This is a genomic window from Metabacillus sp. 113a (assembly GCF_050107635.1).
Lineage (GTDB): Bacteria > Bacillota > Bacilli > Bacillales > Bacillaceae > Metabacillus_B.
This window is the reverse complement of record NZ_JBNILJ010000005.1, coordinates 1-24,841: the sequence shown is the minus strand read 5'-3', so window position 1 is coordinate 24,841 and position 24,841 is coordinate 1. Positions and strand designations below refer to the sequence as shown.

The window sequence follows — 24,841 nt, the reverse complement described above, 5'->3', positions numbered from 1 at the left end:
CCTGCAGGCTGCAATCATCCCCTAAGTTTAAACAGAGCTTATACTTTATAAATGATAAAAAAACAAAAATGATTGGAGGCGTATAGCAATGCTTCTTGCGGAAACCAGACCTGGGCGGGAAAAGGACGCAGAAGAGCTATTGGAAGAAAAAGAAGACTTGGAAATGCAGCTTTTCAGGATGCAGGCGAACATGAAAGAAATTGCCCAAAATGGAAAAGGGGAAGTGCTGGGGATTGACCAGTCCAAGGAAGACAAATGGGTGATCGTGCACGCGATCGATGATGGGAGCGCCTGCAAAATTATGATCAATGACTGTGAATCTTCCTATCGCGGCATGTGGGATTTTTCCATTCAGGCCACTTACAAAGCAGCAGATACCATCAAGATCGGAGATATTAAAGGACCTGCAAACAAAGGGTACGGCTCCATCTGTATGAACTATTTGAAACAAAAAGCGCGTCAGCACAATATTCCCTATATCGTCGGCGACATTGCTGAGCGGGATTGGGATCATGTTGACCGTCTTATCCATTTTTATAAAAAACATCAGTTTGAAGTAGCGCTTGATAAAGAAAAGAAATGCGGAGAAATTGTCTGGAGCGGATAGGGCTTTTCGGAACAGATACCGCGAACCCTCTGCTCCATGCGCCAGATCATCGGCTGATGAAAACAACAGGCGGTTCAGCCAGAATAAAACAAGAATCTCCTATATACCTCAAAACCCCCCTCCCTCATTCCAGCCTGAGCAGGTATAATGCAGAGTAAGGGGTGAGAGGATGAATTACGGTGCCGGAGACATTCTTATACAGATTTTCAGCTTCAGCCTTCTCTTTTTTGCAGCAGCGGTCATTGTCCGCTTTTTTCCTTCCAGTTCCCGGTCAAAAAGGCAGCTGGACCGATTAGATATGAAATTGGATGAGCAGCATAGACAAAAAGAAAAAAACAGGCAAATCCGGTCCAGCTGAGGCCGGATTTTTATTTGTGCAGGTTTTCGGGTATCACTAATACTATTCTGAACCGAAAGGAGCTGGATAGATTGGAATATGGGAAAGACTATAAACACATTCCGGCTGTTTCTGTTAATAGCGGCTCAGTGGAAGAAGCAGCCCCCGGAGTTTATTGGAAAACTATTCAAATCGTAAATGTGTGCCTCATCCAGGATCAATTTGCCACGGATAACTGGGTGCTAGTGGACGCCGGCATGACAGGTTCAGCGGACTCCATCATTCAATTTACAGAGTCGCTCCTTCCAGACGGCCTTAAGCCAAGAGCTATTCTTTTAACTCATGGCCACTTTGACCATGTTGGAGCCATTATTGAATTAATAAACCACTGGAACATTCCTGTATACGCCCATCCATTTGAAATTCCTTACCTGACAGGGAAAGAAAACTACCCGGAAGGAAGTACGCTTCCGAAAGGTCTTATGGCCAAGCTCTCGCCTTACTATCCGAATGAAGCAATCAACCTTGATAAGCATGTTCAGGAGCTTCCATTGGATGGAGAAGTTCCCTTTCTAAAGGGGTGGAGATGGGTTCATACTCCAGGCCATACGAAAGGCCATGTGTCATTTATAAGAGAAGAGGACCGGGTTCTGATTGCGGGAGATGCTTTTGTAACAGTCAAGCAGGAGTCCCTTTATCACGTTGTGGTTCAGGATCTGGAAATCAGCGGTCCACCGCAGTATTTCACTTTTCATTGGACAGAAGCAAAAGAGAGCGTTTCTAAACTCGAGGAGCTAAAACCTTCTGCAGCTGTGACCGGACATGGGAAGCCTGTTAGAGGCGCCAAGCTTGCCGGCGGTTTGAAGGATCTCGTCACGAATTTTGATAAGGCTGCTGTCCCTTCAAGACATCACTGAAAACGTCCAGCGAATGTGCGTCTGCAAATTCATCTGTAAAAGACGCAGCCATCTATCAGTTCGTTTCACCGTAGAAATGCTTTATTTTCATCAGGGTTTACCGGCCGGTTTCTTATCTGGATCGGCCGGTTTTGGTTATCGGTCAGTTTTGTCTTCTTAACGGCTGATGATGAGTGGCTTAAATCCCCCGCGTTACATCAAGAATTTTAGTTTGCTGTCCTGTACCTTAAATAATTGAAATTAGAGGTTGGAACCTCTTTAATAATTTCGCCATTAGAGTCCGTGTACACTTCATATTCCCGATACGTTTCGACCTTATATTCAATCCCTTTATCTTTCACCTTTTTTGTTCCGACTAGCTTGCTTTCAACTTCAAATGGATTTTGACGGGGAAATTCCCCTGCCTCCCCCTGCACCGAAACAATTTCTTCCCCCCCTATAAGAAGAGGACTGCCGGTCTCTTCAGTTTTTGCATCCCATGAACTCATATACAGCGAAGCTCCTATAATGCATACGGCCATCAGTACCGGCCAAATACTTTTCCTCATATCCATAAGAGGTTCTCTCCTCTTCCTTTTTGTTTCATTTTATTCAAAGGGGGATGCATACATGTCCAAAAAAAAGTCCGTGCAACATGCAGCAGCAGAATATTCACCATTTTAGGTTAAGCTGAGTGTTTCAGAGCTTGTCCCTCTTTCGGCTGCCATGAGGCTTTGCAAAAAAAAAACATGGGAACGCTATGAGTGCATTCCCTTGCTTTGATAAGGAGATTTATCTTTTGAATATTCAGTTTAAAATACTCTCCATGCCTTCTCCATTGCCTTCATCCCGGTATTCAACCGCTTTTCCATCTTCTGTTTTATGATAAACGGTATAGCGTTCCACTGTGTTTTCAGGGGTATACCAGATGAATACCTGGGCTTCCATTTTCCCGGCAATAATCCCTTCAATATCCGGATCTGATACGGCAGGCTTGTATCCGTTCTCAGGCATATAATCATAGCGGTAAGCCGTGGTTCCATCAGCCGTTTTTACTTGCTCAGGCTTTTTATTCTGGAGTACCTCCTCTGCCTCTTCTCTCGTCAGGCTGATTTGGATTTCGTCTCTCAATTCAAAAGGAGAGACATAGCGGGCTGGTTTTTCTTTCTGTTCCTGTTCCGCTTCCGCTTCCCCGCTCTGGCTGGACTCAGCAGATTCTGCGTCCTCTGTCTCAGCACCATCTGTCTCTGCATTCTCTTCCTTGGCCGTTTCGTTTTCAGCCGGTTTTTCCTGCTCGGCTGTTTCTCGTTCATTTGATTCCTTAGTTTCTTTTTTAGGTTCTGTTTCCTGCACGGTTTTTTCTGATTCCTCCGAGCTGCTTCCATTTGTCTCCTGTGATTGGCAGCCTGTGGAAAGAATCAGCGTGAGCGCTGCCGTTAATGCAGTCATCTGTTTGTACATGTTGAATGAGACCTCCCGAATATATTCATAAACTAAATGGTACCACAAAATAGTGAAAAGCAGGAAAATCATTGAAGTTCCTACTGTATATGTCGATTGATGCCAGTGATTGGTTTCATATCCATTAATATCCTGCCGATTTCGCCTGCATGCTCACTTAACTTGCAAAACCATATTTATGTGAGGAATCCCATCCTCCATATAACAGCCCGTTACTGCCCTGAATCCAAAAGATTCATAAAATGCCTTTAAATACTCCTGTGCCTGAATCTTAACCGCTTTTTCTTTTTTTTCTCTCACTATGACATCCAGTGCTTTATCTAGCAATTCTGCAGCAAGTCCCTGCCTCCTATAATCAGCATGCACCAAAACCCTGCCGATTGACGCCTCTTCAAATGACACCCCGGGAGGCAGCAGCCGGGCATAGGCGACTATAACCCCGTCCATTTTCCGGTAAAGGTGTAAGGACACGAAATCCTTTCCATCCGTCTCCAAATATGGACAGTTTTGCCACACGACAAACACGTTCGTTCTTTCTTTAAGAATCTCATAAAGTTCGATTGCAGTTAAGTCAGAAAATGCTTTCAGCTGCCAGCTCATGTACAGCCCCCCATTAAAATTCCCTTTTTGAAAATGGCTGGAACCACTTTACCCCTTTACGGTTTGCCGGCAGCACCTTAAGATCAGCAAACAAATGGCTTGCGTATCCGGCCACACATGTATAAAGCACACCGGAAATCTGTAAATCCTGTTCCAAATAAAAACCGATATACCCGAAGAAGATCAGACCGATCAATGAATGGGTAATGCCGCGATGCGGCTGTGTGGCTGCCGCACAAATATAGATTCCCATTAAAAGAATCCATCGTTCATTAAGCATCATACCTGCTCCGCCAATAACAAATCCGGTTATAAGGAGAATGGTTCTCTTCTTCATGAAAAACCTTGGAAGGGTAATCAGTCCTGCACCAAGAAGAATCCCCAGCCACTGTCCGGTTCCTCTCTCAGAAAACGCACTGTCACTTGCTAAAAGGACACCTATCAGAGCAAGCAAACCATATTTCCATTTTCTTGAGGTTAACGTATTCGAGAGCTTCCCGTTAACATCCAAATCCGGCACAAGGCCGGAGAGTACTCCGATTCCAATTAATGAAGCAGCCGTCGTTGAATCTGTCTGCTGCCAATAAGCAACAGCCATCCCTGCGGCGCCTCCCAAAACTGCATGTGTGCTTCCTCTCATATTCATTCCGCCTGTTCTAGCTGTTATGTATTCTTACTCATTATAGCAAACATACGATCTCTTTAATAAGCTAATTTTTTGACCTTTCTCAGTTTATCGATTATAATGTTATTCTATGTCCCAGTAGCTCAGCTGGATAGAGCGACAGCCTCCTAAGCTGTAGGCCGTGAGTTCGAATCTCGCCTGGGACGTCCTTTAAAAGTCTGCACACCTATTCATACGGGTGTGCAGACTTTTTTTCTTCTGCCTGATCTTTACTGCCCTGCCGACTGATCTGTCATTTCATGGCACTAAAGAGATCCAAGCTTAAAATCCTTCGCATTCCAAGGACAGTTCGCTGTGGTAAACCCCGAATGCCGTGCCATCACTCACTTCCCTTACATAGTAATAGTTTGTACCAATCATAAATGGAGGGAAAAGAAAATGATCGTTCTTTTTCTTGAAAGCCACCCTATGTGGATATATGGATTGCCAAACGGATTTAAGGATGCTGGCCACACCGCTGTCATTTCAGGGCCGATAAGCAGCGAGATACTCACTGGAATGATAGACAAAGTGAAGCCGGATTTAATTGTATCAACCGGCTGGACTGAGGAGCATTGGGAGGCAAAACAGATATGGATCAGGGAAGCTGTTTCCAAAGCCAAGATTCCGCTCGTCTACTGGGCAACTGAGGATCCGCTGCATACTCACAATTTTACACTGCCATTAATCAGAAGGATGAAGCCCGATTTTGTATTCACTGTTTCTTCTTCATTATGCAAAATGTACGAGGATCTCGGGATTAAAGCAGCTCACCTGGATTTCGGCTATCATGAAAGTGTTCACCGCCGGACTCTTCCCCTGCCGGAATACCGGGCGAATATCGCGGTTGTCGCCAATGCTTATCCTGACTATATTAAAGAAAACCCAGATGTGTTTCGTTCCTCCTCATTGCAAACTCTTATCGCACCTCTCATTCAAAATGGCATCCGAGTAGACTTTTGGGGAAAGAACTGGGAGCATATGGGCAAGTATTTAGGCCGCCCCATTCCAAGGGAGTGGATCCATGGATATGTGGATTACAGAGATGCATACAAAATCTACAACTCCGCCAAAATCATCATCGGCTTGCAAAACTGCGAGGATCAGTTAACCCAGCGAACCTATGAAATTCTTGGGTCCGGCGGGTTTCTTCTGACATCTGATACACCGGCTGTCAAAGAAAAATTCGTACCTGGCCGCGATCTGGCTGTCTCATCAAACCCTCTGGAAACCGTTCAAAGGGTTGAATATTTTTTAAAGAACCCGTTAAAAAGAAAGCTGATTCAAAATAGAGGGTTTAAAGCCGTCGAAGATAATTCCTATCACTTCAGGGCTCTTGAGATGCTGAAGATCATAAAGGCCAGAGGCATTTTAAAGGAAACACCGCAATCTCCTGGAGAAGGAAGATGGATCAGCTACGAAACGTGCGAAATCCACCATGTCCAGCAGCATGAGACGTTATGGTCCATTTCAAAGAAAAATAATGTCTTCATTCAGCAGCTAAAAGAATTAAATCAATTATCTGGAAATAAGATCTTTCCGGGCCAAATCCTTATACTACGAAACAGAAAGGCCGCTCCTTTTCCGCGAACAATGAATGTCTGTTTAAGATTTTTATATGACTTATCCATGGAATGGAAGAGAATGAAATCAGCTATATTTGCATAGAGCATGATTCTGTTAACAGCCCCCTGATCCTGCATCTGCATCTGAGGGGCTGTTTAATCATATTACTATGCCAGGTTCTCATATAAAACTAGCGGAAAGCACACCATTCTTATTAGGTTTTTTGAACAACATTGAGCCTGTGTCAAAGTCCGGGCTCACCTCTAAAAAAACCATGCAAAAGTCGGCATTCTCCAGTTCATATGAATCATTTTCCGGTTCTCTTCCCCCCTCGAACCCTTCTTTTTCTGCAGCAGCCTTATTTATTTATAGGCAGTTGGCTACAGCAACCGTTTGCGCTTGGGAATTCTTGCATAAAACAGCCCTCCTAAAGTATGATTGAATATTCTGAAATTTAAGGATAAACTATCCTTAAATTTACATAGGAGGTGTTTTTTGTATGAATTTATCAAAAAAGCTTATATCTTCTGTTTTGCTTTTTTCTGCCTTTACCGGATTGGCCCTCTCTCCTGAAGATTCAATCGTGGCCGCTTCTTCGGCTAAAGAGAATCCTTTAATGATGAAGGATGGAGAAACGGTTTCAGTCGTACAGCTTAGTATTCCGAACAGTCAGGCAATGGACAGGCTGACTGAGCTTGGGATCGATTTAGCACACAGGGTTCATTACCATGGCAAAGAAATTGAAGTGGATGCTGTTGTCACTCCTTCTGAAATTAAGTTGCTGAAAATGCACGGGATTCACGTTAAGGATACGCTCATAACCGAAAAGGAGTGGAAACAGAGGGCTGGAGAACGGAACAAAATGGTTCAGGAGCAAAAACAGCTTGCAGCATCTGAAGACACAGTAAAGATTTTACGGGCCAATTATTTTAAGAATCAGTCTGACATGTTCCTGTATGTAGAAGCCAAGTCATCTGCAGGCATGGCATCCAGTACAATCCTGACAGCGAGCTGGAAGGAGAACGGAGAAGAAAAGACAGCCGTTCTTTCTAAAATTGAGGATGCAGGTGAATACCTTTATCATTCTTTCATGCTCCCGATTACAGACAAACCTAAAAATGTGAGCATTACAAGTTCATTAGGCGGGGAGTCTTCGTTAAAGGTAACAGAATGGCTGGGAGACAAGCCAGACCGTCCGAGCAGGCATTACGTGCAGAATTTTGTGGATCATTATATGGACCCTACCGAAATCAATGCCCGGCTCGAAAATTTGGCGAATACCTACCCTGATATTGCAGAGATCGTAGAAATGCCAAACAAAACGAATGGATACCGGCGTCTGGCGCAAGCAACAATCGGGAAGAATTCAAGCGCAGCCGTTGTGGTTACTTCCAGAGCATGGGGGCATGAGGGCGGCAACGGAATGATCCTTGAAATGAAGAATGGCGGAGCGAATCTCCCTTTACAGGTGGAGTCTGCCCCTCAGAAAGTAACCGTCCAGCTTGCTACAGACAACGAAGCAAAAGTGAAAAGTACAGCCCGTGATGTAGTGAACATTCTGAACAGGGACGCGGGCCATATTTTGTCAGCCAGCACTTATCGCGGGAACAGCGGGACGAGCATTGTTGAACCGGGTTCGGCCAATCTTACAGACAATCTGAAAGCACCGGGCAATGTTTCCAGAGATCCTTTTACGGTCAAAGCGATCCGGATTGGAAAGCACCGCGATGGATCAAAGCCTGGTGTACTCGGGTATTCACAGGAGCATGCCAGGGAATGGGTCACTCCTCTTGTTTCAGTCGAGACAGCGGAACGTCTGCTTCGGAACTATTCTCATGACAGTGAAACAAGAAAGCTTGTCGATCACCTAGATATCTTTATTATTCCAACCATGAACCCGGACGGCGCCCATTACAGTTTTTATGATTTTAACATGCAGCGGAAAAACATGACCAATTATTGCGGTGAGGCTCAATCAGACTCGGGTCTCCGTAACTCCTGGGGAGTCGATCTAAACAGGAATCATGCTGTCGGTTCTGTTTTTGACGGTTACGTTGGCGCCTCTTCTTCAAACTGTTTAAGCAGTCTGTTTGCAGGCCCCAGTGAAACATCAGAACCTGAAAGCCAGAATTTAGTATGGCTGACGGATCAAAATCCGAACATCAAATTCGCTATGAACATTCATAGCTACGGGGGATACTTTATGTGGTCCCCGGGGGCCTATACACCGGAGCGTGAAACGCTTCCCCGCCCTTCTGCAGGAGATGAAGCTTATTACTGGCAGGCTTCTGATCACATTTTAAATAAAATTCAGGAACATCGCGGTACGGTTATTCTGCCTAGCCGAACAGGTCCAATTCCTGATGTGCTCTATTCGGCAGCAGGAAACTCAGCGGACTTTCTCTGGTATGAAAAAGGAATTTACGCTTGGAATTTTGAAGTGGGTGCAGATCTTTGGAACAAAGAGAAGCAGGAATGGGAGCTTGTAGGTTTTCAGCCCCCATTTGAAGAAGGACACGAGGAAGCAATGGAATTTTCAAACGGGCTGCTCGGATTAATGGACGTTGCCTATGAATACTCCATGGATAAGAAAGCTCCAAAATCAAAAATTTCACCTAACGGCCGGCGGTTCAAAAACTCAGTTGAAGCAACCTTCACCACCAATGAACCGGCTACGATTTACTACACCCTTGATGGCACAAGACCAACCTATCGTTCAAAAAAGCTCCAGCTAAGCGGAACGAGAGAACAAGCTGAGTCGCTGGAGATCAACAAGACCACTACCGTCAACTGGTTTGCAGCAGATCCAAGCGGAAATGCCGAGAACAACTATAAACCCGGTAAAAATGTACGCTATAATTCCAGGACCTTCCTAATAAAATAAGCCATTTCTTATCGAATTGTAGTCAAAATGAATGTGCCGTTTCTATTGGACCCTTTTCGCAATAAGAATAAAAAGCTATAACTCCTATTCCAATAAGGGTTATAGCTTTTTTCATTGCATATTTTTCCAATCATGTTTTTCCCGCCTGCTGACAAAATAAGTATTGTCAAATTGGTTTATATAATGGGAGGAAAAGATTGATGAGAAAAACGTACAGGACACTGTTGGCTGTGCCAGTTATCGCAGCCGGTATCCTTGCCGGATGCACTATGAACAATGACACCGCCCGTGAACATGCAGCTGAAAACAGTCAGCAGCAAAAAGTAAAGGTCAGCAGCGGGTATTTAACGGCGGAAAAGACGGCATATCATACTGATACTCCAAGCACGAAAACCAGAAACGTCGATTATTCAAATGTCAATCAGTCACAGCCGAATATGGAAGGACAGCTGCCAAATGGAATGATTCCCGGCGCTCCGATGCCACAGCAGCCTGACACTGGACAGACCCCTCAAGCTCCGGGATACGGTCAGGCACCAGATCAGACACCACCCCCCGAACAGCAGCCAAATCAGGGACAGCAGCCTGACCAAAATCAGCAGCCAGGGAAACCCGAGGCCGAAGACATGACCTCAATCGAAAATCAAGTGGTCCAATTAACAAATAAAGAAAGACAAAAAAATGGGTTAGAGCCGCTTAAAGCAGATAACTCACTGGCAAATGTAGCCCAGGAAAAATCAGATGATATGCAGGAAAACAACTACTTCTCTCATACGAGTCCCACGTACGGTTCCCCATTTGATATGATGAAAAAATTTGGTCAGGAATATCAAACAGCCGGAGAAAACATTGCGCAAGGCCAGCAATCACCGGAAGAAGTGGTAAACGCGTGGATGAATAGCCAAGGTCACAGAGAAAACATTATGAACAGTGAATTTACCAATATAGGCATCGGGTTCAATAAAGAAGGGAATTACTGGACACAGATGTTTACAGGGAAATAACTCTAAGGGCTGTTAAAAAAAGCCTGCTGAGTGAGACGATTCACATCGAAAACCCTCGGGCTGCTTCAAGCATCCCGAGGGTTTTCATGCTGGCTGGAAAGCCTCTTCTTACACCCGCTTGCCAAGGCCGATCTGTAAAAAGGGCACTCGTACAAGCATATAATGTGACCGGTCATATACTATCCTAAAAATTGCTTTTCCATCGTAAAAAAAGAAAAGGAGCAGCACAAGGGAAGGTTGAACCGCATGAGCAAATCTCAACGCTATGTTAGCCTCACTTTTGATGATGGACCCTCTTTATATACTCATCAAATCCTCGACGTATTAAAAAGCTACCAAGTCCAGGCCACATTCTTCCTCATAGGAAATGAAGCAGAGAAATTTCCGGAGCTGACTAAGAGAATAGATAATGAAGGACATATAATCGGCAATCATACTCGGAGACATCCGGACCTTACCCTTCTTTCAAAAAAAGAGCTTAAAGAGGAAATCAGCATTGCTTCAGAGCAAATAAAACACATCATTGGCGCGTCCCCTGCATTGTTTCGCCCCCCTTTCGGCAAGCTCAGCAAACAGGCACTGCAGACAATTAAAGAAATGGGCATGACGAACGTTCTATGGAACGTAAACAGTTTGGATTGGCTCGAATATATGCCTGCTGAACTTGTACACCAGCGAATTTTGGCTACGCTGAGAAAAAACAGCATTATTCTCATGCATGATGGCACCGAGTACGGAAGTGGTGCCAGAAACAATACAGTTGCTGCCCTTCCAAAAGTTATAGGCAGCCTGAAGGAACTGCAATACCGGTTTGTGACAATTCCTGAATTTTATCAGCAAGCTTTCCCTTTAGAAGAATGGGATATATGGCTCTTATCCCGTTTATTAGCAGATCCGATTTATGATGTATTTCGTATGAAAGGGTTGAAGTGATGGAAGATGAATCGATCAAATTTTCGGTAATTATCCCTGCTCATAATGAAGAAAAATTTATTGGCAAGTGCCTTGAATCCATAATAGCAGCAGCAAAGCCTTATAAAGACAGGGTCGAGATCATTGTTGTATTAAACCGCTGTACGGACAGGACAGAAGCGATCGCGAAATCCTACAATTGCATAACCATCAAAAACGATGACAAAAACCTGTCCAAAATCCGAAACGCAGGAGCAAAGCTTGCAAGAGGGGAAATCCTCATTACCATTGATGCGGACACCCGGATGAATCGATACGTGTTAACCATTGCAGACCGATTGCTCTCATCAGGACTGTTCATCGGCGGGGGCGTTACGGGCTGGTTTGACAGGCTGTCCATTGGAATGGCAGCGTCCTTAACCTCACTAGTCATCCCTGTATTAATAAAATACGGGTTCATATCAGTTGGTATATTCTGGTGTTACCGAAAGGACTTTGAAGCCATCAACGGATTCAATGAGGATTTGTTAATGGCGGAAGACTGTGATTTTGCCAAACGCCTTTCAATCTGGGGATTAAAAAATAAGAAGCTGTTCGGTACTATTCCTTTTGCTATGACCACTTCTGCCAGGAAGTTTGACAAGTTCGGAGACTGGGTGCTTATTAAGAGACCTGAGTTAATTCTGGCATTCCTGAAGAAAAACGACCGCAAGCATGCCGATGAGCTATATTATGAGTATGAGGAGTAACATGATGGACTGAATCGTATTGGATTCAGTCCACTTTTTGTTTATCTCCAATTCCCAATCTCTTAATGAAACGCATGCAGGTTTTTAATCGTCTAAATTAAGGTCAAGCTCTGTTAGGAAACTGCTGCCGCCTGGTGCGCTAAATACCCTTTCTCCAACTAATTTAAAACTTTTAAAATATGGGAGCGCTTATCAATCTGTTTTAATGGTGGTATAATGATAAATTGTGATATTAATATGCATGACCAAGGGCTTCACACTAAAGGAGACGATTATGAAAAAAATCAGCATCTTGATTCCTGCTTATAATGAAGAAGAGGTATTATACAGTCTTTATAGCCGTGTAAGCAGCGTAATTGATGAATTAATAGAATATGATTTTGAGATACTGTTTGTGAATGATGGAAGTAAAGACGGCACCCTTTCCATTCTTAAATTTTTGAGGGAAAAGGATCACCGGGTAAACTATCTTGACTTATCCAGAAATTTCGGGAAAGAAGTAGCGATGATTGCGGGTCTGGATTATGTAACAGGTGACGCACTCGTCATTCTTGATGCGGATTTGCAGGATCCGCCTGAACTGATACCGGAGATGATCCGCTATTGGGAAGAAGGCTATGATGATGTTTATGCCAGACGGAGGTCCCGAACGGGTGAAACGCGGGTAAAAAAATGGACCTCCGCTCAGTATTATAAGCTGCTCAGAAAAACGACCAGAATACCGATTCAGGAGGATACCGGTGACTTCCGCCTGCTTGACCGCCGCTGTGTGGAGGCATTAAAGAAACTTAGAGAAACGCAGCGGTATACAAAAGGGATGTTCAGCTGGATCGGATACAACAAAAAAGAAATTCTTTTTGACAGAGATCCGCGCGCTGCCGGCGAGACAAAATGGAATTATCTTAAATTAACCGATCTTGCCATTGAAGGAATCACTTCGTTTACGACCTTTCCGCTGCGGGTCTCTTCCTTCGCAGGAATGATTATATCATTCCTGGCTTTTATCTTTATGATTTGGACCGTGGCTAAAACCTTGCTGTATGGAGACCCTGTGAGCGGATACCCATCCCTTATGGCAGTTATCCTTTTCCTTGGAGGGATCCAGCTCCTGTTTTTAGGTGTTATAGGAGAGTATCTGGGAAGAATCTTCAATGAAACGAAAAAACGTCCCTTGTATTTTGTGAACGAATATAACGACGAAAAAGTGACAAACCGTGCTTCTGAAAAGGAGTATCGTCATGTCCGGTAAATTTAGTCCTGCTCAAAAAGAAGTGGTCATGTATGCCGTTTTTGGTGTACTGACCACTGTTATTAATTTTGCCGTTTATTTTGTCTGCTTGAACGTCTTTCAAATCGATTACCGATTTTCTACAGCTATAGCTTGGATTCTTTCTGTGCTGTTTGCTTTCATTACCAATAAACTTTATGTCTTTTCCAGCAAAGAATTCGATTTCCCAACACTGGTAAAAGAAGCCCTCTCGTTTACAGGATTCCGTCTGGCCTCTTTTGCTATAGATCTTGGGCTGATGATCCTGCTTGTCGAATTGATCAGAGTGAATGACACCTTTTCCAAAATCGCCGTAAACATTGTGGTGATTGTTCTGAATTACACCGTCAGCAAGCTATTTGTCTTTAAAACTAAAAAAGAAACAAGCACTTCTACCGATTGAAGCTGTATAGGAGAGTAGACTGTATATGAAAACGATTTTCAGTAAAAAGGGAGCATTATCCATTTTATTTTTATTTGTGGCTTCCTTTGTGACACACTTTTATTTTTTGCAATCTGATGCCTACTTCACAGTTAATTCAGATGCCCTCTCCCAAATGGCTGTCTTCCACAAATTTCTGGGTGAAAACTTTCGATCCGGCAATATGATGTGGTCATGGAATTACGGGATTGGCGGTGACTTATTCGGTGAGTTTGGTTATTACTACAGCACGTCCCTGTTTTTTTGGGCCTCTGCCTTCTTTAATATGGATACAATCTTCCATGTCGTTCAGCTTAAAATAGGCCTCAGCATCCTAAAATCCTTTAGTTCCATGCTAATCATGTTTATCCTGCTGAAATACCTGAAGCGGACTTATATGGCCTCTATTATTGGAGCGCTTTTATATGGCGGATCGATTTTCTTCCTTAAGCATTCGCTGCTTTGGGATTTTATGGTTGATTCCATGGTATGGCTGCCGCTGATGATTCTTGGGTTTGAAAGATGGATGAAGGAGAAGAAATGGGGGCTGTTTACAGCCGGCCTGTTCCTCATGCTCTCTACAAACTTTTACTTTGCCTTTAAGTCCAGTGTGTTTCTATTGATTTACGCTGTTTTTGCTTTTATCGGTACGAAACAAACTCTTACCATTAAAGGCCTGTTCCGCTTTTTCTTTGGATGGGGGAAATTTTATCTGCTTGCATTTGGGCTTGCTGCTGCAGCGTTCATCCCTTCTATTTATGCGCTCTTTCAAGCAAACCGCGGCGGAAAAGCAAATGAGGTCCCGCTTGCATTCGCTCCGGAGTATTACGCAGGGATTTTGGAAACGACGTTCAACCTGGACGGTACTTATTCCATTCTGGGCCTGCCGGTAGCCATGCTCTTTTTATATACGGTTGGCTTCACATTTTTAAACCGGAGAGAAAAATCGTTTTTGTATATGAGCCTTTTCATGTATGTATTATATTTTATTCCGTTTGCGCACTCGTTTTTTAACGGATTATCAGAAATGCAAAGCCGATGGGTCTACTTGCTCATCTTTTCTGTTTCAATAACATCTGCATTCCTGATAGACAGAATTGCAGAAAACGCTGGGAAAATAAAGGCTTCCAGAGCACTCATTCCATTCCTGGTTTTAGGCTTTGGCTTGTTTGCGCCCATTTACAGCAGAAATGCAGCATTTGCATCCTATGAATGGCTCATATTAGGATTGACGGCCCTATGCTTACCATTATTCCTTCTCGCGGGAAAAATGGGCAAGACAGCCTTCTATCTTTTCCTGTCAGGGATCCTGGCACTGAATACATTTGGAACACAGGCTGTTTTTTCTAAAAAATCGCTCGGAACGTTCTATGGACAGAGCACAATGGACAGCGGGGTCCTCAGCCAGCCGGGACTTGAAAACAAAGCTGAGCTTGAGCTCATCCGGTCTATTCAAAGCAGCGACCAAAGCTTCTATCGAATGATCAACGATGGAAATAAATACCACAACGCTCCGATGTATCAGGATTATCACGGAGCCGGAGCTTACAGCAGTCTTCTCAGCGGCAATCTTCAATACTTTCTGAAGCAGCGCCATAATGTGTTATTCGATCATGACTCCATTAATAAGTTTAACCATTTTAACAATCGGTTTTATTTGGAAAGCTACATGGGTGTCAAATATCATATGGTTCCGAAGGATTCCGCGGCTCCGGTATATAACGCTGACATGGTGGATCAAAATGAATCACTAACGGTATATGAGAACCCTTATGCCCTTCCAATTGGTTTTATGCAGACCCAATATGCTGCTGAAGATGATGTGGAGAAGCTTTCCTTCACTGAGCGGGATCAGCTGCTGCTGCAAGCTGTTTATACCGAAAAACCGGTAAAAGAACTAAACTGGGAAAAATTCAATTTCAAGAACTTGGATTCAGAACGGATTGACCAGCAGAAGCCGTTCACATTGAAAAATGTAAAACAATCCGGAAAAATCTTTATTGTCAATGAAAAAGGAACCATTTCCATTCCTATAGATCAACAGAAGATTGGAACGGATGATGAAGTCTTTGTCGAGGCTGATTTGAAACAGGAACAGGGAGAGCGCTTCAATATGAAGGTTGAAGGCATCCATACTCAAAAGCTCCCTGTTGAAAACAAATATGCCTATCCTACAAAAGGATTTGTCATAAATCTTGGCCATTCCTATGAAAAAGATTCCGTTACCATTAAACTTGACCCAGGTGAATATCGTGTCTCCTCCATTAAAGTGTATCGCCAGAAAATTGACACTGACAAGGCAGAGCAGCTGCAAAAGCAGTCGTTAACCGATATCCATTATGAAAAGAATAGGGTCAAAGGAAAAATTGAAGCAATCCAGGATGGAATGCTGACTACATCCATTCCTTACAGCAAAGGCTGGAAAACATATGTGAATGGAAAAGAAGCAAAGACGCTCACAGTTAACCATGCTTTCGTCGGCACCCCTTTGAAAAAAGGAACCTACGATATAGAATTTGTGTATACGACCCCTCTGCTTAAAGAGAGCTTAATCATTTCAGCAATAGCCCTGCTTATCACCATTTTTTCTATGATTCGAACCAGGAGAAGAAAAAAATAACCAAAAGCCAGCCGCGTGAAAAGCGGCTGGCTAATTTATTGGCCTGAATAAAGCATCCCCGACCGACCCCCGGACACTATCAATAAAGGGTACTGCAGCAGTTTTCTGCGGCCGCGGAAACAAATTATTTCCCTCCCGTGAAAGAAATTCCTTTTACAAAGTATTTATTAAAAAATGCATAAAGAATCAAAATCGGCAGGGTGAAGACCATGGATGCTGCCATAATGTAATTCCAATAGCTGATGTATTGTCCTTTAAATGAGTTTAATCCCAGAGTGAGCGTAAACATTTCCGGGTCCGCCAAAATAACAAGCGGCCTCATAAAATCATTCCAGAAAGCCATGAAGACGAAAATCGTTTGGGCGGCAAGAGCCGGTTTAGCCAATGGAAGGACAATCCTGAAGAACGTTCCGAATTTACCCAAGCCATCAATCGCTGCCGCTTCTTCCACTTCTTTTGGAAAGTTAATAAAGAACTGTCTCATCATAAAAATAAACGTAGCATTAACTGCACCGGGTATTATCATTCCCTGATAGGTATTGAGCCACCCAAGCTCTTTTAAAAGAAGGAAATTAGGGATAAGGGTAACCTGGAAAGGAATCATCAGCACCGCTAAAATAATGATAAATATACTCTTCTTACCTGGAAAGCTTAATCGGGCGAGAGCATATCCCGCCATGGAATTGAACAGTAAATTAAGCAGGGTTCCCAGAACAGCTATTAGGAGGCTGTTGAAAAGCCAGCGCCCGAAAAGAGGCTCGGTCGTAAAAATTTGTTTGTAATTCTCTAATGTAAACGTTTCAGGAAGAAAGTTGATTGAACCGCTTACAATTTCCCCAAGTGTTTTAAAGGAAGAGGAAAGTGCCCACAGGAACGGAATGATGGTAATGATCGCATATCCAATCAGGATCGCGTATAGAGCCCCTCTGCCAAATGATTTCTTTTTCACAGAACCCCTCCTCAGTATAGTGATTCTTCTTTAGAAAACCTGCGCTGCAGCAGGGTTGCTGCCAGGATGATCAATGCGAGCATAAAGGCCAGTGCTGTTGCATAGCCCATTGTTCCAAGTGTTTTAAAGGCATATTGATAGATTAACAGGACGACCGTTAATGTTGAGTTGTTTGGTCCGCCAGAGCCTCCCGAAAAAATATACGACTGGTCAAACAGCTGGAAAGTGCCAATCAGTCCCATGATGACCACAAATGACGTCACCGGACGGAGATGCGGGACTGTAATATGCCAAAACTTTTGGAAGGCATTTGCTCCGTCAAGCTCTGCTGCCTCATAATAGCTCTCCGGCACATCCTGTAAGGCTGCTAAATAGATGACCATATAAAATGGTGCAGTAGCCCATATGTTCATAATCATGATAGCGATTAAAGCCACACTAGGGTCATTAATCCAGTTGTAGGTAGGCAGGTGCAGAAAATCCAGGACTTTATTAATCAGTCCGTTTTGATTGTACATCCACATAAATATAAGGGTAAGAACCGCAGAGGACGTAAGGGTCGGCAAAAAGTAGACGACTCTGAAAAATTTTTGGCCTTTCATGCCTGCATTTAACGATGCAGCCAGCACAAGGGCCAGAACCGTCTGGACCGGTACGACAACTGCCACATAAAAGGCGGTATTCTTAAGTGCGATCATGGCTCTGTCATCCAATGCTATTTTCGCATAATTGTCTAATCCCCGAAATTCAAATGAGGAGGTTCCAATTAGTTCAACTTTATTGAAAGACAGAAATACGGCGTAAAGAATGGGAGCGATTACAAATAACCCGATGATAATCAAAGCAGGAGACATAAACAAATAACCCTGACCTGCTTCTCTTCTTGAACGGCTGGCTTTCAAACAGCATCACCTCTCATTTTCATTATTTATTCTGTAACTTTTATCTCTTTATTCGCTTGTTTTTCAGCGTCTTCCAACGCTTCTTTTAAAGGCCGTTCACCTAAATAAGCACTTAAAAACTGGTTATTGAAATTGTTCATGACAATTGGGAGAAATGGACCGTCCTGCCAGACGGTGGCGTATTCCGCGCCTTTTACAAGCGGCCCCCGCAATTCATCTTTATCAAACCCAAGCTCTGAAGCAACCGATTTACGGGTCGGAAGTGCAAAACCTTTGCTTGTCCACTTTTTCATTCCTTCCTGGCCTGTTAAATAGGAAATTAGCTCCCACGATTCTTCCTTATGATCTGACTCGGCATTCATGGCGTATCCGACTGTAAAGGACATCGTTCCCTTTTTTCCATTTATGGCTGGGATTTCTGCGGTGCCATAATCGATATTAGGAAAGGTTTCATCTAAATAAGGGATGTTCCAATTCCCCTCCATAACCATCGCTGCTTTACCCCGTCCGAACATTTCACCTGCATTGGTGCCCGCCCCTGCTTCAGATGGCTGGGCAGCCGTTTTATCTTTGAGGCGCATATCAAGGATGGGCTGAAGTTCATTTACCACTTTGTCATCGGCAAAGGTTGCCCGATCTTCAGTGATGACCTGTCCGTCTCCTGATTCAGCCATGTAATACATCCTTTCAATATTAGGAAGGACTCCAAGTCCATAAACATCGCCCTCCTTTGTAAGCTTTTTCGCTGCAGCCTCCATCTCTTCCCACGTTTTTGGAGGTTCACTGATTCCAGCCTCTTTAAACAGATCCTTGTTATAAAACAATGCGAGCGTCGAATAATCCTTCGGGACTCCATAAAGGGTTTCGCCTTGTTTGAAAGCTTCCAGCATGGGTTTTTCAAAGTCTTCCAGATCAAAATCTTCTGTTACATATTTATTAAGCGGTTCTACAGCTCCAGTTTCCATTAGCGCTGGAGCTTCAAATGCATCCAGATAAAATACATCTGCGGCTGTGCCGCCGATAAGCCGGGTTTTTAATACATCCATATACTGATCATTTATTACATTGAATTTAACATCAATATGCGGATGCAGTTCCTCAAAATCAGCAATCACTTCTTCGAGAAGCTTCTTTTCTACTGGATTGCCTCCCCAGCCGCTCATAACGAGTTCTGTTTTCTTCAATCCGCTATCCGCTTCCTGGCTGCTGCAGCCGGAAGCGATCGCTAATCCTAATAGAGCCGTAATGCCAAGCATGGATATCCACTTTTTTTGTTTCATCCGTTTAGCACTCCTCCCTTTTACTTTTGAATAATTTCAAAGCCTGTTGTATTTTCAATTATGGCTGTTTTTGTTTTTCCTTCTTCCTTAACCAGTCTGATGGATACATGCCCCTTTCCTACTCTGATGCGGGAAACAAGCAGCTCATTCATTTCCTCCAAAAGAACGGGGTTTAAATAGATTCTTTTGTTCAGACTATCCGGAAATAATCCCAGAAGGGACTGGATGATGATGAGCGGTGTGCCAGCTGCCCAAGCCTGAGGTGAACAGGCAACGGGGTACTTGACTGCTTTTCCGATAGAAGATGAATAGCCGCAGAAAAGCTCCGGCAAGCGCTCATATTCAAACTGGCTGGCTGCTTTTATTAAACCGGATATAACTGTTTTTGCCTGTTCATGCTGGTTAAGCTTGCTCATTCCAATCAAGGTCATGCTGTTATCATGTGGCCATATGCTTCCATCATGGTAGCTCATCGGATTGTAGCCTGCTTCTCCTTCTCCCATTGTCCGGATTCCAAATCCTGAAAACATTTTTTCCGAGGTCAGCATGTCAGCAACCGCTTTTGCCCTTTCTTCTTCCAGCATGCCTGAAAAAAGAACATGCCCAGGGTTGGAAGTGATGGTTCCAACTTGTTTTTTATCCCGATCAAGCGCTATCGCATAGAATTGGTGCTCTTCCATCCAGAATTTATTTTCAAATTCCTGTTTTAATTCTTCCGCCTGCGTTCTAAGCGCGGCTGCTTTATCCTTTAGATCCAGTGCTTCAAATAGATCGGCAACTCCCGTTTTTGCCTGATAGACATATCCTTGAACCTCCGCCAGGGCAATGGGGGTCTCCGCGTATTCTCCACTCCTGTGGACAATGGAGTCACCTGAATCCTTCCATCCCTGATTGGCGATCCCATTGCTTGATTCCTGATGATACTCCACGAACAAATCCCCATCCCTGTCCCCAAACTCATCAATCCAGGTAAGGGCTTTGACCACACTGTCCATCAGTTCTTCAGCAAGCTGTAAATCTCCAGTCCATCTTACATATTCAGTCAGGAGGATCAGGTAAAGCGGTGTCGCATCAATGGTACCGTAATAAGGTGTGAAAGGAACCTGATCTGTGTTTGCAAGCTCTCCAAACCTCATCTCATGCATGATTTTCCCCGGCTGTTCATCCCTCCACGGATCAACTTTTGTCCCTTGGGTACTGGCCATCGTTTTTAACGTACCTTTAGCCGCCTCAGGATTAAATGACAGCATTTGCAAAGCTGCAATCAGGCTGTCCCTGCCAAAAGGAACGCCGAACCACGGAAGACCTGCAACCGGGAAACCTCCATGTCCGATATCTGTCATTAAGACACGCAGATCGGACCATCCCCGGTCCACCAGCTGCTGCAATGGAGTCAAATCTGTCTTCATAAGCGGCGCTTGCCGGTTCCATTCTGAATACGAGTCTGTTAATTTTTCAAGCGCCTCATTCGCTGGAATCGGGATGCCAATTTCGTATGAACCATTAATGACGGGCTGTACCATGATGGTGAAAGCCTGCTCCTGGCTGTGTTCCAATTCGAAGTTGTACGTGAAATCTCCATTTTCCTTTACTTCATCCGGTGACTTGTCCCATGATATTCTGGTTGTCCGCTCCAAATCGTCGGACCCGGAATAATTTAGTTCATATGAATTTTCATCATATACTTGACCGGTTTTTGCCCCGACATTTCCTTTTTGGAACCCCCGGACGATAAACATATCCTTAAAATCCGCATCAAAAGCCAAATCAATCGTGAATTTCACAGCTTTAGGATAGTAGTTTGTCAGATAGATGGTTTCATATAAAACACCTTCATATATAAAACGTTCTCTTTCGATTTGAACTGATTCTCTCCACAAGATCAGCTCGCCATCCCTTTCCATGTGCGGATTTGTAAGCAGCACACGCGATACCTGATTCGCTGAACCATCAGAGGAAAGGAGGACAGGTTTTTCCCCATTGATTTTAAGCTCCATTTTGCTGAGAAACCTTGTGTCCTTAGTGTATAGGCCCAGGCCGTAGGAATGGTTTTGGGTAATGTCCCCGTTAGGCTCTGATAGTAAAAATAAATCATTTTCTTTTATAACTAAATAGTCCATGTCTGCCTCCTGGTTATCCGAAACGTTTCGGAAAATGTATAAAACGCCTCGATAGCTTCTTTAGTATGAAAATTGAAATCCTTCCTGCTCTTTAGTCCTTGCCGTTTATATCGTCCTGTATCTCAGGCAGCTTAATCTCCATGTTTGACTGGTGCAGTTGACTTTCGTACTTTAAGCTCGGTTTCCAAAAGAAGGTGAGCTGGCTGACTGTCTTTATTAAGCATGTCCATAAGCAGTCTGGCTGCATGAAATCCAAGCATTTCGCGGTTTTGAGCGATTGTGGTCAAACTCGGGGACACATAGCCTGCCAGCAGAATATCATCATATCCAACTACCGATAAATCCTCTGGCACAGAAAGGTTTAGCCTTGCCGCTGCTTTAATTGCCCCAAAAGCCATTAGATCGCTTGCACAGAAAATGGCTGTTATGCAAGGGTGAATTTTAAGCAATTCAAAGACCGCTTTTTCTGCTTCATATTCCTTAAAATCACCATTGACAATCCATTCTTCCCTCCCCGGAATTCCCGCATCAGATACGGCTTTTTTAAAGCCCTTCAGACGTTCTTCGCTAACATAGGCAAAGTCATGTCCATTAACCATGGCAATGTTGCGATGCCCGAGCTCCAGTAAGTGCCTGACAGCCTTTTCGGCACCTAATGAATTGTCTGTGGAAACATACCCTACATGTTCTGTCTGAATAGGGATGTCGATTAACACACATGGAATGCTGCTCTCTACTACCTCCTGCAAATATGGATCGTCAGTTTTAATCCCCTGCAGGATTACACCATCTACCCTTCTCTCCCGGCATAGCTGAGCATAAGTCTTTTCTCTCTGTTTTGTAGAATTAGTATTGAATAACACGAGGTCATAGTCTGTTTCTGCAGCACATTGGTTAATGCCGGAAAGAACTTCAAACGTGAAATTATCCTTTACGCTTTCTTTATTAAACCCGGAAACAAGCAATCCAATCGTTTTGGATTTATTCATGACGAGACCCCTGGCTAGAATGTTCGGACTGTAATTAAGTTCTTTAGAAATCTCAATAATTTTTTTCCTGGTCTTTTCGCTGACATCAGAATATCCATTTAATGCTCTGGACACCGTGGTTACAGATACCCCTGCCACTTTGGCAATATCCTTAATTGTAGTCATCCATAAAACCTCCAAAACGTTTCGGGTCCAGTATATGAGTCCATTCTACATTCACCTGCAAGCGATTGCAATCTTTAATTGGTTTAAAATTTTGATTAGGCTAATCCGTTTTTAGGTTAAATCATTTGCTAGTCTTTTAGAAATAAGATTCATTTTTATCCGAGAGGGTAACGGATAACTAAACGGTTATGAGGAGGAGAGAGTTATGGCTGTATTGGAATTAACCATCACCCCTGTAGGTACAGATGATACAAGTATGAGGAAAAATGTGGAACTTGCCGTTTCAATTATCAGAGAAAAAGGCTTTAACTGTGATGTGACGCCTTTATCGACAGTGATAGAAGGGAATGCGGATGAATTATTTGATCTTGCAAAGCTTGTCCACAGCGAATTACTGACTCAGGATGGAACGGATCGGCTTATCACTTCTATTAAACTGGATGACCGCAACGATAAAAAACTGAATCTGGATAATCAAGAGAAGGTCTGAGAATGGAGTTCAAGGGAGCCTGCATCATGCAGCGGCATAAGTTGTAACCCGCTCCAGACAGCACAAAATAAATAAAATGGCAGCCCTTGCAAAAAGGCTGCCATTTCAGCGTGTTGCTTTCGTAAATGCACTATACAAATGTACTGTTCCCATTCAAAGCTCGACCATGCTCTTTAAAGCCGGGCTCTTACTGGGCTTTCTTATGTGAAGCTGTTTCTTCAACGTTCTCCTTCTCTTTTTTGGCGGAAGAAAGCTCGCTCTGGAAAGATTTAAATAGAGCGGCCGTCATAAAGATTAGAATAATCCCGAGCGGGAGCGCGGAAATAATCGTGGCTGCCTGCAGCCCTTCTACACCACCCGTTCCCATTAATATCGCTGCAATAGCGGCCATAATCAGTCCCCAGCTGACTTTCACCAGGGTTGGAGGATTCAAACTTCCATTTGAGGTCTGCATACCAAGTACATAAGTAGCAGAGTCAGCGGATGTTACAAAAAAGGTGGTGATGAGCAAAAGGGAAATAATAGTCAGGACCGTTCCAAATGGCATCAGCTTGTATACATAAAACAACGCCGTTTCCAGACTTTGACCTGATACATCCGCACCTTGAATGAGTTCAAAATAGAGGCCTGTCCCTCCGAAGACCCCAAACCACAAAGAGCACACAAGAGTTGGAGCGATGATGACCGCAAGGATAAATTCCCGGACCGTCCTTCCTTTCGAAACTCTTGCAATGAACGTTCCGACAAATGGCGTCCACGAAATCCACCATGCCCAGTAAAAAATGGTCCAGTCTTTTACCCATTGATTATCCTCTTGGTTGAAAGGCGAAAAACGCAATCCCATACTCGGCAGGTTTTGTACGTATGACCCAAATGTCGTAGAAAACAGCTCAAGCACAAACTGTGTAGGACCAAGAAATAGAAAAGCAAAGAATAAAAGAACGGCCAGGAACATATTTGTATTGCTTAAATATTTAATTCCTTTAGATAATCCGCTTGCTGCGGAATAAATAAATAATATGGTTGTAAAACCCATAATGATCAGCTGGGTGGTAAAGTTAACAGGCCAGCCGAATAAATAATTGAAACCGCTGTTAATCTGCTGTGCTCCTATACCAAGGGAAATGGCCACTCCAAACAGAGTAGCAAAGACAGCAATTATATCAACTGCGTATCCAATTGGCCCTTTCGTCTTTTCCCCTATTAACGGATACAATGTGGCGCTCATTAAACCAGGAAGCCCTTTACGAAACTTATAGTAGGCAAGCGCCAGCGCTACAACCGCATAAATCGCCCAGGCATGAAAGCCCCAATGAAGGTATGTATACCGCAAGGAAACTCTGGCTGATTCTTCCGTTCCTCCATCTCCGAACGGCGGAGTCGAAAAGTGAGAAGCGGGCTCTGAAACTCCATAAAAAAGGAGTCCAATACCCATACCTGCACTGAACAGCATAGCAAACCAGGTCGGGGTGCTGTATTCGGGACGATCCTCATCTTTTCCTAATCGTATTTTCCCATACCTGCTGGAAGCGATGATGATGGCAGCAATAATAAAGAAAGAAGCTGAGAACTGGTAGAACCATCCGAACTTATCCAAGAACAACGTTTTAATACCGGTCATAACTTCTAATAAATTGTTCGGGAACAGGGCTCCCCATCCTACAAAAAGCGCCCCCATGCTGATTGCAATCCAGAACATCGGTGTAAATTTCCTCAAATGCATTCCTCCTCATAATGGTTAAAAAGCTGAGCAATCATACTTTTTGCTCTTTATAAGACTCTCATAATGCTTTAGTTATTTGAGACTCCCACGGCTAAAGCCGCAAGCCCTACCTTACGGTGTGACGGGTGGGATTCTTGAATGACTAAACGTTCGCAGTCCATTTCTGTTTTGAACAGCCTTCAAGACAGGGGCATCTCATTGCCCCTCCTAAGACAGTGCATATAGCATCTTAGGC

Annotated in this window: 22 protein-coding genes and 1 tRNA gene; 13 read left to right on the top strand and 10 right to left on the bottom strand. The window is 43.7% G+C overall.

All coding sequences use genetic code 11. The features are described 5' to 3' along the window. Nucleotides 1-88: 88 nt before the first annotated feature. The 3 genes from ACQCVE_RS10240 to ACQCVE_RS10230 all read left to right on the top strand — a co-directional run bounded on the left by ACQCVE_RS10240 (nucleotide 89) and on the right by ACQCVE_RS10230 (nucleotide 1,861). Complete coding sequence (locus ACQCVE_RS10240) at nucleotides 89-607, top strand: hypothetical protein (RefSeq protein WP_426844936.1); 519 nt, start codon at nucleotides 89-91, stop codon at nucleotides 605-607. 169 nt (nucleotides 608-776) lie between these two features. Beyond that, nucleotides 777-965 (top strand): hypothetical protein, encoded by a 189-nt coding sequence (locus ACQCVE_RS10235; protein WP_426844935.1) that lies wholly within the window; start codon nucleotides 777-779, stop codon nucleotides 963-965. Between the two features lie 71 nt (nucleotides 966-1,036). After that, entirely contained in the window at nucleotides 1,037-1,861 is an 825-nt protein-coding gene (locus ACQCVE_RS10230; RefSeq protein ID WP_426862685.1) for an MBL fold metallo-hydrolase, read from the top strand. 206 nt (nucleotides 1,862-2,067) lie between these two features. Here ACQCVE_RS10230 and ACQCVE_RS10225 read toward each other — a convergent pair whose 3' ends face one another. From ACQCVE_RS10225 to ACQCVE_RS10210, 4 genes are all read right to left on the bottom strand, one after another. Further along, on the bottom strand, nucleotides 2,068-2,415 hold the full coding sequence (locus ACQCVE_RS10225; protein WP_426844933.1) for a hypothetical protein: 348 nt from the start codon (nucleotides 2,413-2,415) through the stop codon (nucleotides 2,068-2,070). Between the two features lie 232 nt (nucleotides 2,416-2,647). After that, nucleotides 2,648-3,301, bottom strand: coding sequence for a hypothetical protein (locus ACQCVE_RS10220; RefSeq protein WP_426862683.1), 654 nt, complete (start codon nucleotides 3,299-3,301; stop codon nucleotides 2,648-2,650). Between the two features lie 153 nt (nucleotides 3,302-3,454). Then, complete coding sequence (locus ACQCVE_RS10215) at nucleotides 3,455-3,901, bottom strand: GNAT family N-acetyltransferase (protein ID WP_426862681.1); 447 nt, start codon at nucleotides 3,899-3,901, stop codon at nucleotides 3,455-3,457. A 13-nt stretch (nucleotides 3,902-3,914) separates the two neighbouring features. Next, nucleotides 3,915-4,541, bottom strand: a complete 627-nt coding sequence (locus tag ACQCVE_RS10210) for a metal-dependent hydrolase (RefSeq protein WP_426862680.1) — start codon at nucleotides 4,539-4,541, stop codon at nucleotides 3,915-3,917. A gap of 117 nt (nucleotides 4,542-4,658) precedes the next feature. Between ACQCVE_RS10210 and ACQCVE_RS10205 the strand changes: the two genes are divergently transcribed. From ACQCVE_RS10205 to ACQCVE_RS10165, 9 genes are all read left to right on the top strand, one after another. Further along, nucleotides 4,659-4,732: transfer RNA gene (locus tag ACQCVE_RS10205), tRNA-Arg, on the top strand. A 232-nt stretch (nucleotides 4,733-4,964) separates the two neighbouring features. After that, complete coding sequence (locus ACQCVE_RS10200; RefSeq protein WP_426862678.1) at nucleotides 4,965-6,233, top strand: glycosyltransferase family protein; 1,269 nt, start codon at nucleotides 4,965-4,967, stop codon at nucleotides 6,231-6,233. Nucleotides 6,234-6,630: 397 nt separating this feature from the next. Next, nucleotides 6,631-9,015 carry a M14 family metallopeptidase gene (locus tag ACQCVE_RS10195; protein ID WP_426862676.1) on the top strand — a complete coding sequence of 795 codons (2,385 nt, stop codon included), beginning with the start codon at nucleotides 6,631-6,633 and terminating at the stop codon, nucleotides 9,013-9,015. A gap of 200 nt (nucleotides 9,016-9,215) precedes the next feature. Beyond that, the gene (locus tag ACQCVE_RS10190) at nucleotides 9,216-10,019 is read left to right on the top strand and encodes a CAP domain-containing protein (RefSeq protein ID WP_426844926.1); all 804 of its coding nucleotides are present in this window, start codon (nucleotides 9,216-9,218) and stop codon (nucleotides 10,017-10,019) included. Between the two features lie 246 nt (nucleotides 10,020-10,265). Next, entirely contained in the window at nucleotides 10,266-10,952 is a 687-nt protein-coding gene (locus ACQCVE_RS10185; protein WP_426844925.1) for a polysaccharide deacetylase family protein, read from the top strand. Then, on the top strand, nucleotides 10,952-11,680 hold the full coding sequence (locus ACQCVE_RS10180; protein WP_426844924.1) for a glycosyltransferase: 729 nt from the start codon (nucleotides 10,952-10,954) through the stop codon (nucleotides 11,678-11,680). The genes ACQCVE_RS10185 and ACQCVE_RS10180 overlap by 1 nt, the downstream gene beginning before the upstream one ends. Nucleotides 11,681-11,954: 274 nt before the next feature. Then, complete coding sequence (locus tag ACQCVE_RS10175) at nucleotides 11,955-12,929, top strand: glycosyltransferase family 2 protein (RefSeq protein ID WP_426844923.1); 975 nt, start codon at nucleotides 11,955-11,957, stop codon at nucleotides 12,927-12,929. Beyond that, nucleotides 12,919-13,350: a GtrA family protein gene (locus ACQCVE_RS10170; protein ID WP_426844922.1), complete on the top strand. Its 432-nt coding sequence runs from the start codon at nucleotides 12,919-12,921 to the stop codon at nucleotides 13,348-13,350. The genes ACQCVE_RS10175 and ACQCVE_RS10170 overlap by 11 nt, the downstream gene beginning before the upstream one ends. A gap of 25 nt (nucleotides 13,351-13,375) precedes the next feature. Beyond that, entirely contained in the window at nucleotides 13,376-15,988 is a 2,613-nt protein-coding gene (locus ACQCVE_RS10165; RefSeq protein WP_426862674.1) for a YfhO family protein, read from the top strand. 124 nt (nucleotides 15,989-16,112) lie between these two features. On the opposite strand, the gene ACQCVE_RS10160 is transcribed toward ACQCVE_RS10165, so the two are convergent. From ACQCVE_RS10160 to ACQCVE_RS10140, 5 genes are all read right to left on the bottom strand, one after another. Continuing rightward, entirely contained in the window at nucleotides 16,113-16,937 is an 825-nt protein-coding gene (locus tag ACQCVE_RS10160; protein ID WP_426844920.1) for a carbohydrate ABC transporter permease, read from the bottom strand. 11 nt (nucleotides 16,938-16,948) lie between these two features. Then, a complete protein-coding gene (locus ACQCVE_RS10155; RefSeq protein WP_426844919.1) occupies nucleotides 16,949-17,791 on the bottom strand; it encodes a carbohydrate ABC transporter permease in 843 nt (280 codons plus the stop codon). Nucleotides 17,792-17,865: 74 nt separating this feature from the next. Continuing rightward, nucleotides 17,866-19,119 (bottom strand): ABC transporter substrate-binding protein, encoded by a 1,254-nt coding sequence (locus ACQCVE_RS10150; protein WP_426862672.1) that lies wholly within the window; start codon nucleotides 19,117-19,119, stop codon nucleotides 17,866-17,868. A gap of 20 nt (nucleotides 19,120-19,139) precedes the next feature. Beyond that, entirely contained in the window at nucleotides 19,140-21,239 is a 2,100-nt protein-coding gene (locus ACQCVE_RS10145; RefSeq protein ID WP_426862671.1) for a glycogen debranching N-terminal domain-containing protein, read from the bottom strand. 131 nt (nucleotides 21,240-21,370) lie between these two features. Continuing rightward, nucleotides 21,371-22,393, bottom strand: coding sequence for a LacI family DNA-binding transcriptional regulator (locus ACQCVE_RS10140; protein ID WP_426862670.1), 1,023 nt, complete (start codon nucleotides 22,391-22,393; stop codon nucleotides 21,371-21,373). Nucleotides 22,394-22,598: 205 nt separating this feature from the next. Between ACQCVE_RS10140 and ACQCVE_RS10135 the strand changes: the two genes are divergently transcribed. Beyond that, nucleotides 22,599-22,883, top strand: coding sequence for an MTH1187 family thiamine-binding protein (locus ACQCVE_RS10135; protein ID WP_426844915.1), 285 nt, complete (start codon nucleotides 22,599-22,601; stop codon nucleotides 22,881-22,883). Nucleotides 22,884-23,070: 187 nt separating this feature from the next. Here the strand turns inward: ACQCVE_RS10135 and ACQCVE_RS10130 are convergent, their stop codons facing one another. Further along, entirely contained in the window at nucleotides 23,071-24,600 is a 1,530-nt protein-coding gene (locus tag ACQCVE_RS10130; protein ID WP_426862668.1) for a BCCT family transporter, read from the bottom strand. Nucleotides 24,601-24,841 lie beyond the last annotated feature (241 nt).

Bases quoted from the DNA above. Each gene is read 5' to 3' on its own strand.
- ACQCVE_RS10165 (WP_426862674.1), top strand. From the start codon at position 13,376: ATGAAAACGATTTTCAGTAAAAAGGGAGCATTATCCATTTTATTTTTA.
- ACQCVE_RS10215 (WP_426862681.1), bottom strand. From the start codon at position 3,901: ATGAGCTGGCAGCTGAAAGCATTTTCTGACTTAACTGCAATCGAACTT.
- ACQCVE_RS10175 (WP_426844923.1), top strand. From the start codon at position 11,955: ATGAAAAAAATCAGCATCTTGATTCCTGCTTATAATGAAGAAGAGGTA.
- ACQCVE_RS10195 (WP_426862676.1), top strand. From the start codon at position 6,631: ATGAATTTATCAAAAAAGCTTATATCTTCTGTTTTGCTTTTTTCTGCC.
- ACQCVE_RS10180 (WP_426844924.1), top strand. From the start codon at position 10,952: ATGGAAGATGAATCGATCAAATTTTCGGTAATTATCCCTGCTCATAAT.
- ACQCVE_RS10220 (WP_426862683.1), bottom strand. From the start codon at position 3,301: ATGTACAAACAGATGACTGCATTAACGGCAGCGCTCACGCTGATTCTT.
- ACQCVE_RS10235 (WP_426844935.1), top strand. From the start codon at position 777: ATGAATTACGGTGCCGGAGACATTCTTATACAGATTTTCAGCTTCAGC.
- ACQCVE_RS10155 (WP_426844919.1), bottom strand. From the start codon at position 17,791: ATGTCTCCTGCTTTGATTATCATCGGGTTATTTGTAATCGCTCCCATT.
- ACQCVE_RS10225 (WP_426844933.1), bottom strand. From the start codon at position 2,415: ATGGATATGAGGAAAAGTATTTGGCCGGTACTGATGGCCGTATGCATT.
- ACQCVE_RS10170 (WP_426844922.1), top strand. From the start codon at position 12,919: ATGTCCGGTAAATTTAGTCCTGCTCAAAAAGAAGTGGTCATGTATGCC.
- ACQCVE_RS10190 (WP_426844926.1), top strand. From the start codon at position 9,216: ATGAGAAAAACGTACAGGACACTGTTGGCTGTGCCAGTTATCGCAGCC.
- ACQCVE_RS10200 (WP_426862678.1), top strand. From the start codon at position 4,965: ATGATCGTTCTTTTTCTTGAAAGCCACCCTATGTGGATATATGGATTG.
- ACQCVE_RS10240 (WP_426844936.1), top strand. From the start codon at position 89: ATGCTTCTTGCGGAAACCAGACCTGGGCGGGAAAAGGACGCAGAAGAG.
- ACQCVE_RS10185 (WP_426844925.1), top strand. From the start codon at position 10,266: ATGAGCAAATCTCAACGCTATGTTAGCCTCACTTTTGATGATGGACCC.
- ACQCVE_RS10150 (WP_426862672.1), bottom strand. From the start codon at position 19,119: ATGAAACAAAAAAAGTGGATATCCATGCTTGGCATTACGGCTCTATTA.
- ACQCVE_RS10145 (WP_426862671.1), bottom strand. From the start codon at position 21,239: ATGGACTATTTAGTTATAAAAGAAAATGATTTATTTTTACTATCAGAG.
- ACQCVE_RS10140 (WP_426862670.1), bottom strand. From the start codon at position 22,393: ATGACTACAATTAAGGATATTGCCAAAGTGGCAGGGGTATCTGTAACC.
- ACQCVE_RS10135 (WP_426844915.1), top strand. From the start codon at position 22,599: ATGGCTGTATTGGAATTAACCATCACCCCTGTAGGTACAGATGATACA.
- ACQCVE_RS10210 (WP_426862680.1), bottom strand. From the start codon at position 4,541: ATGAGAGGAAGCACACATGCAGTTTTGGGAGGCGCCGCAGGGATGGCT.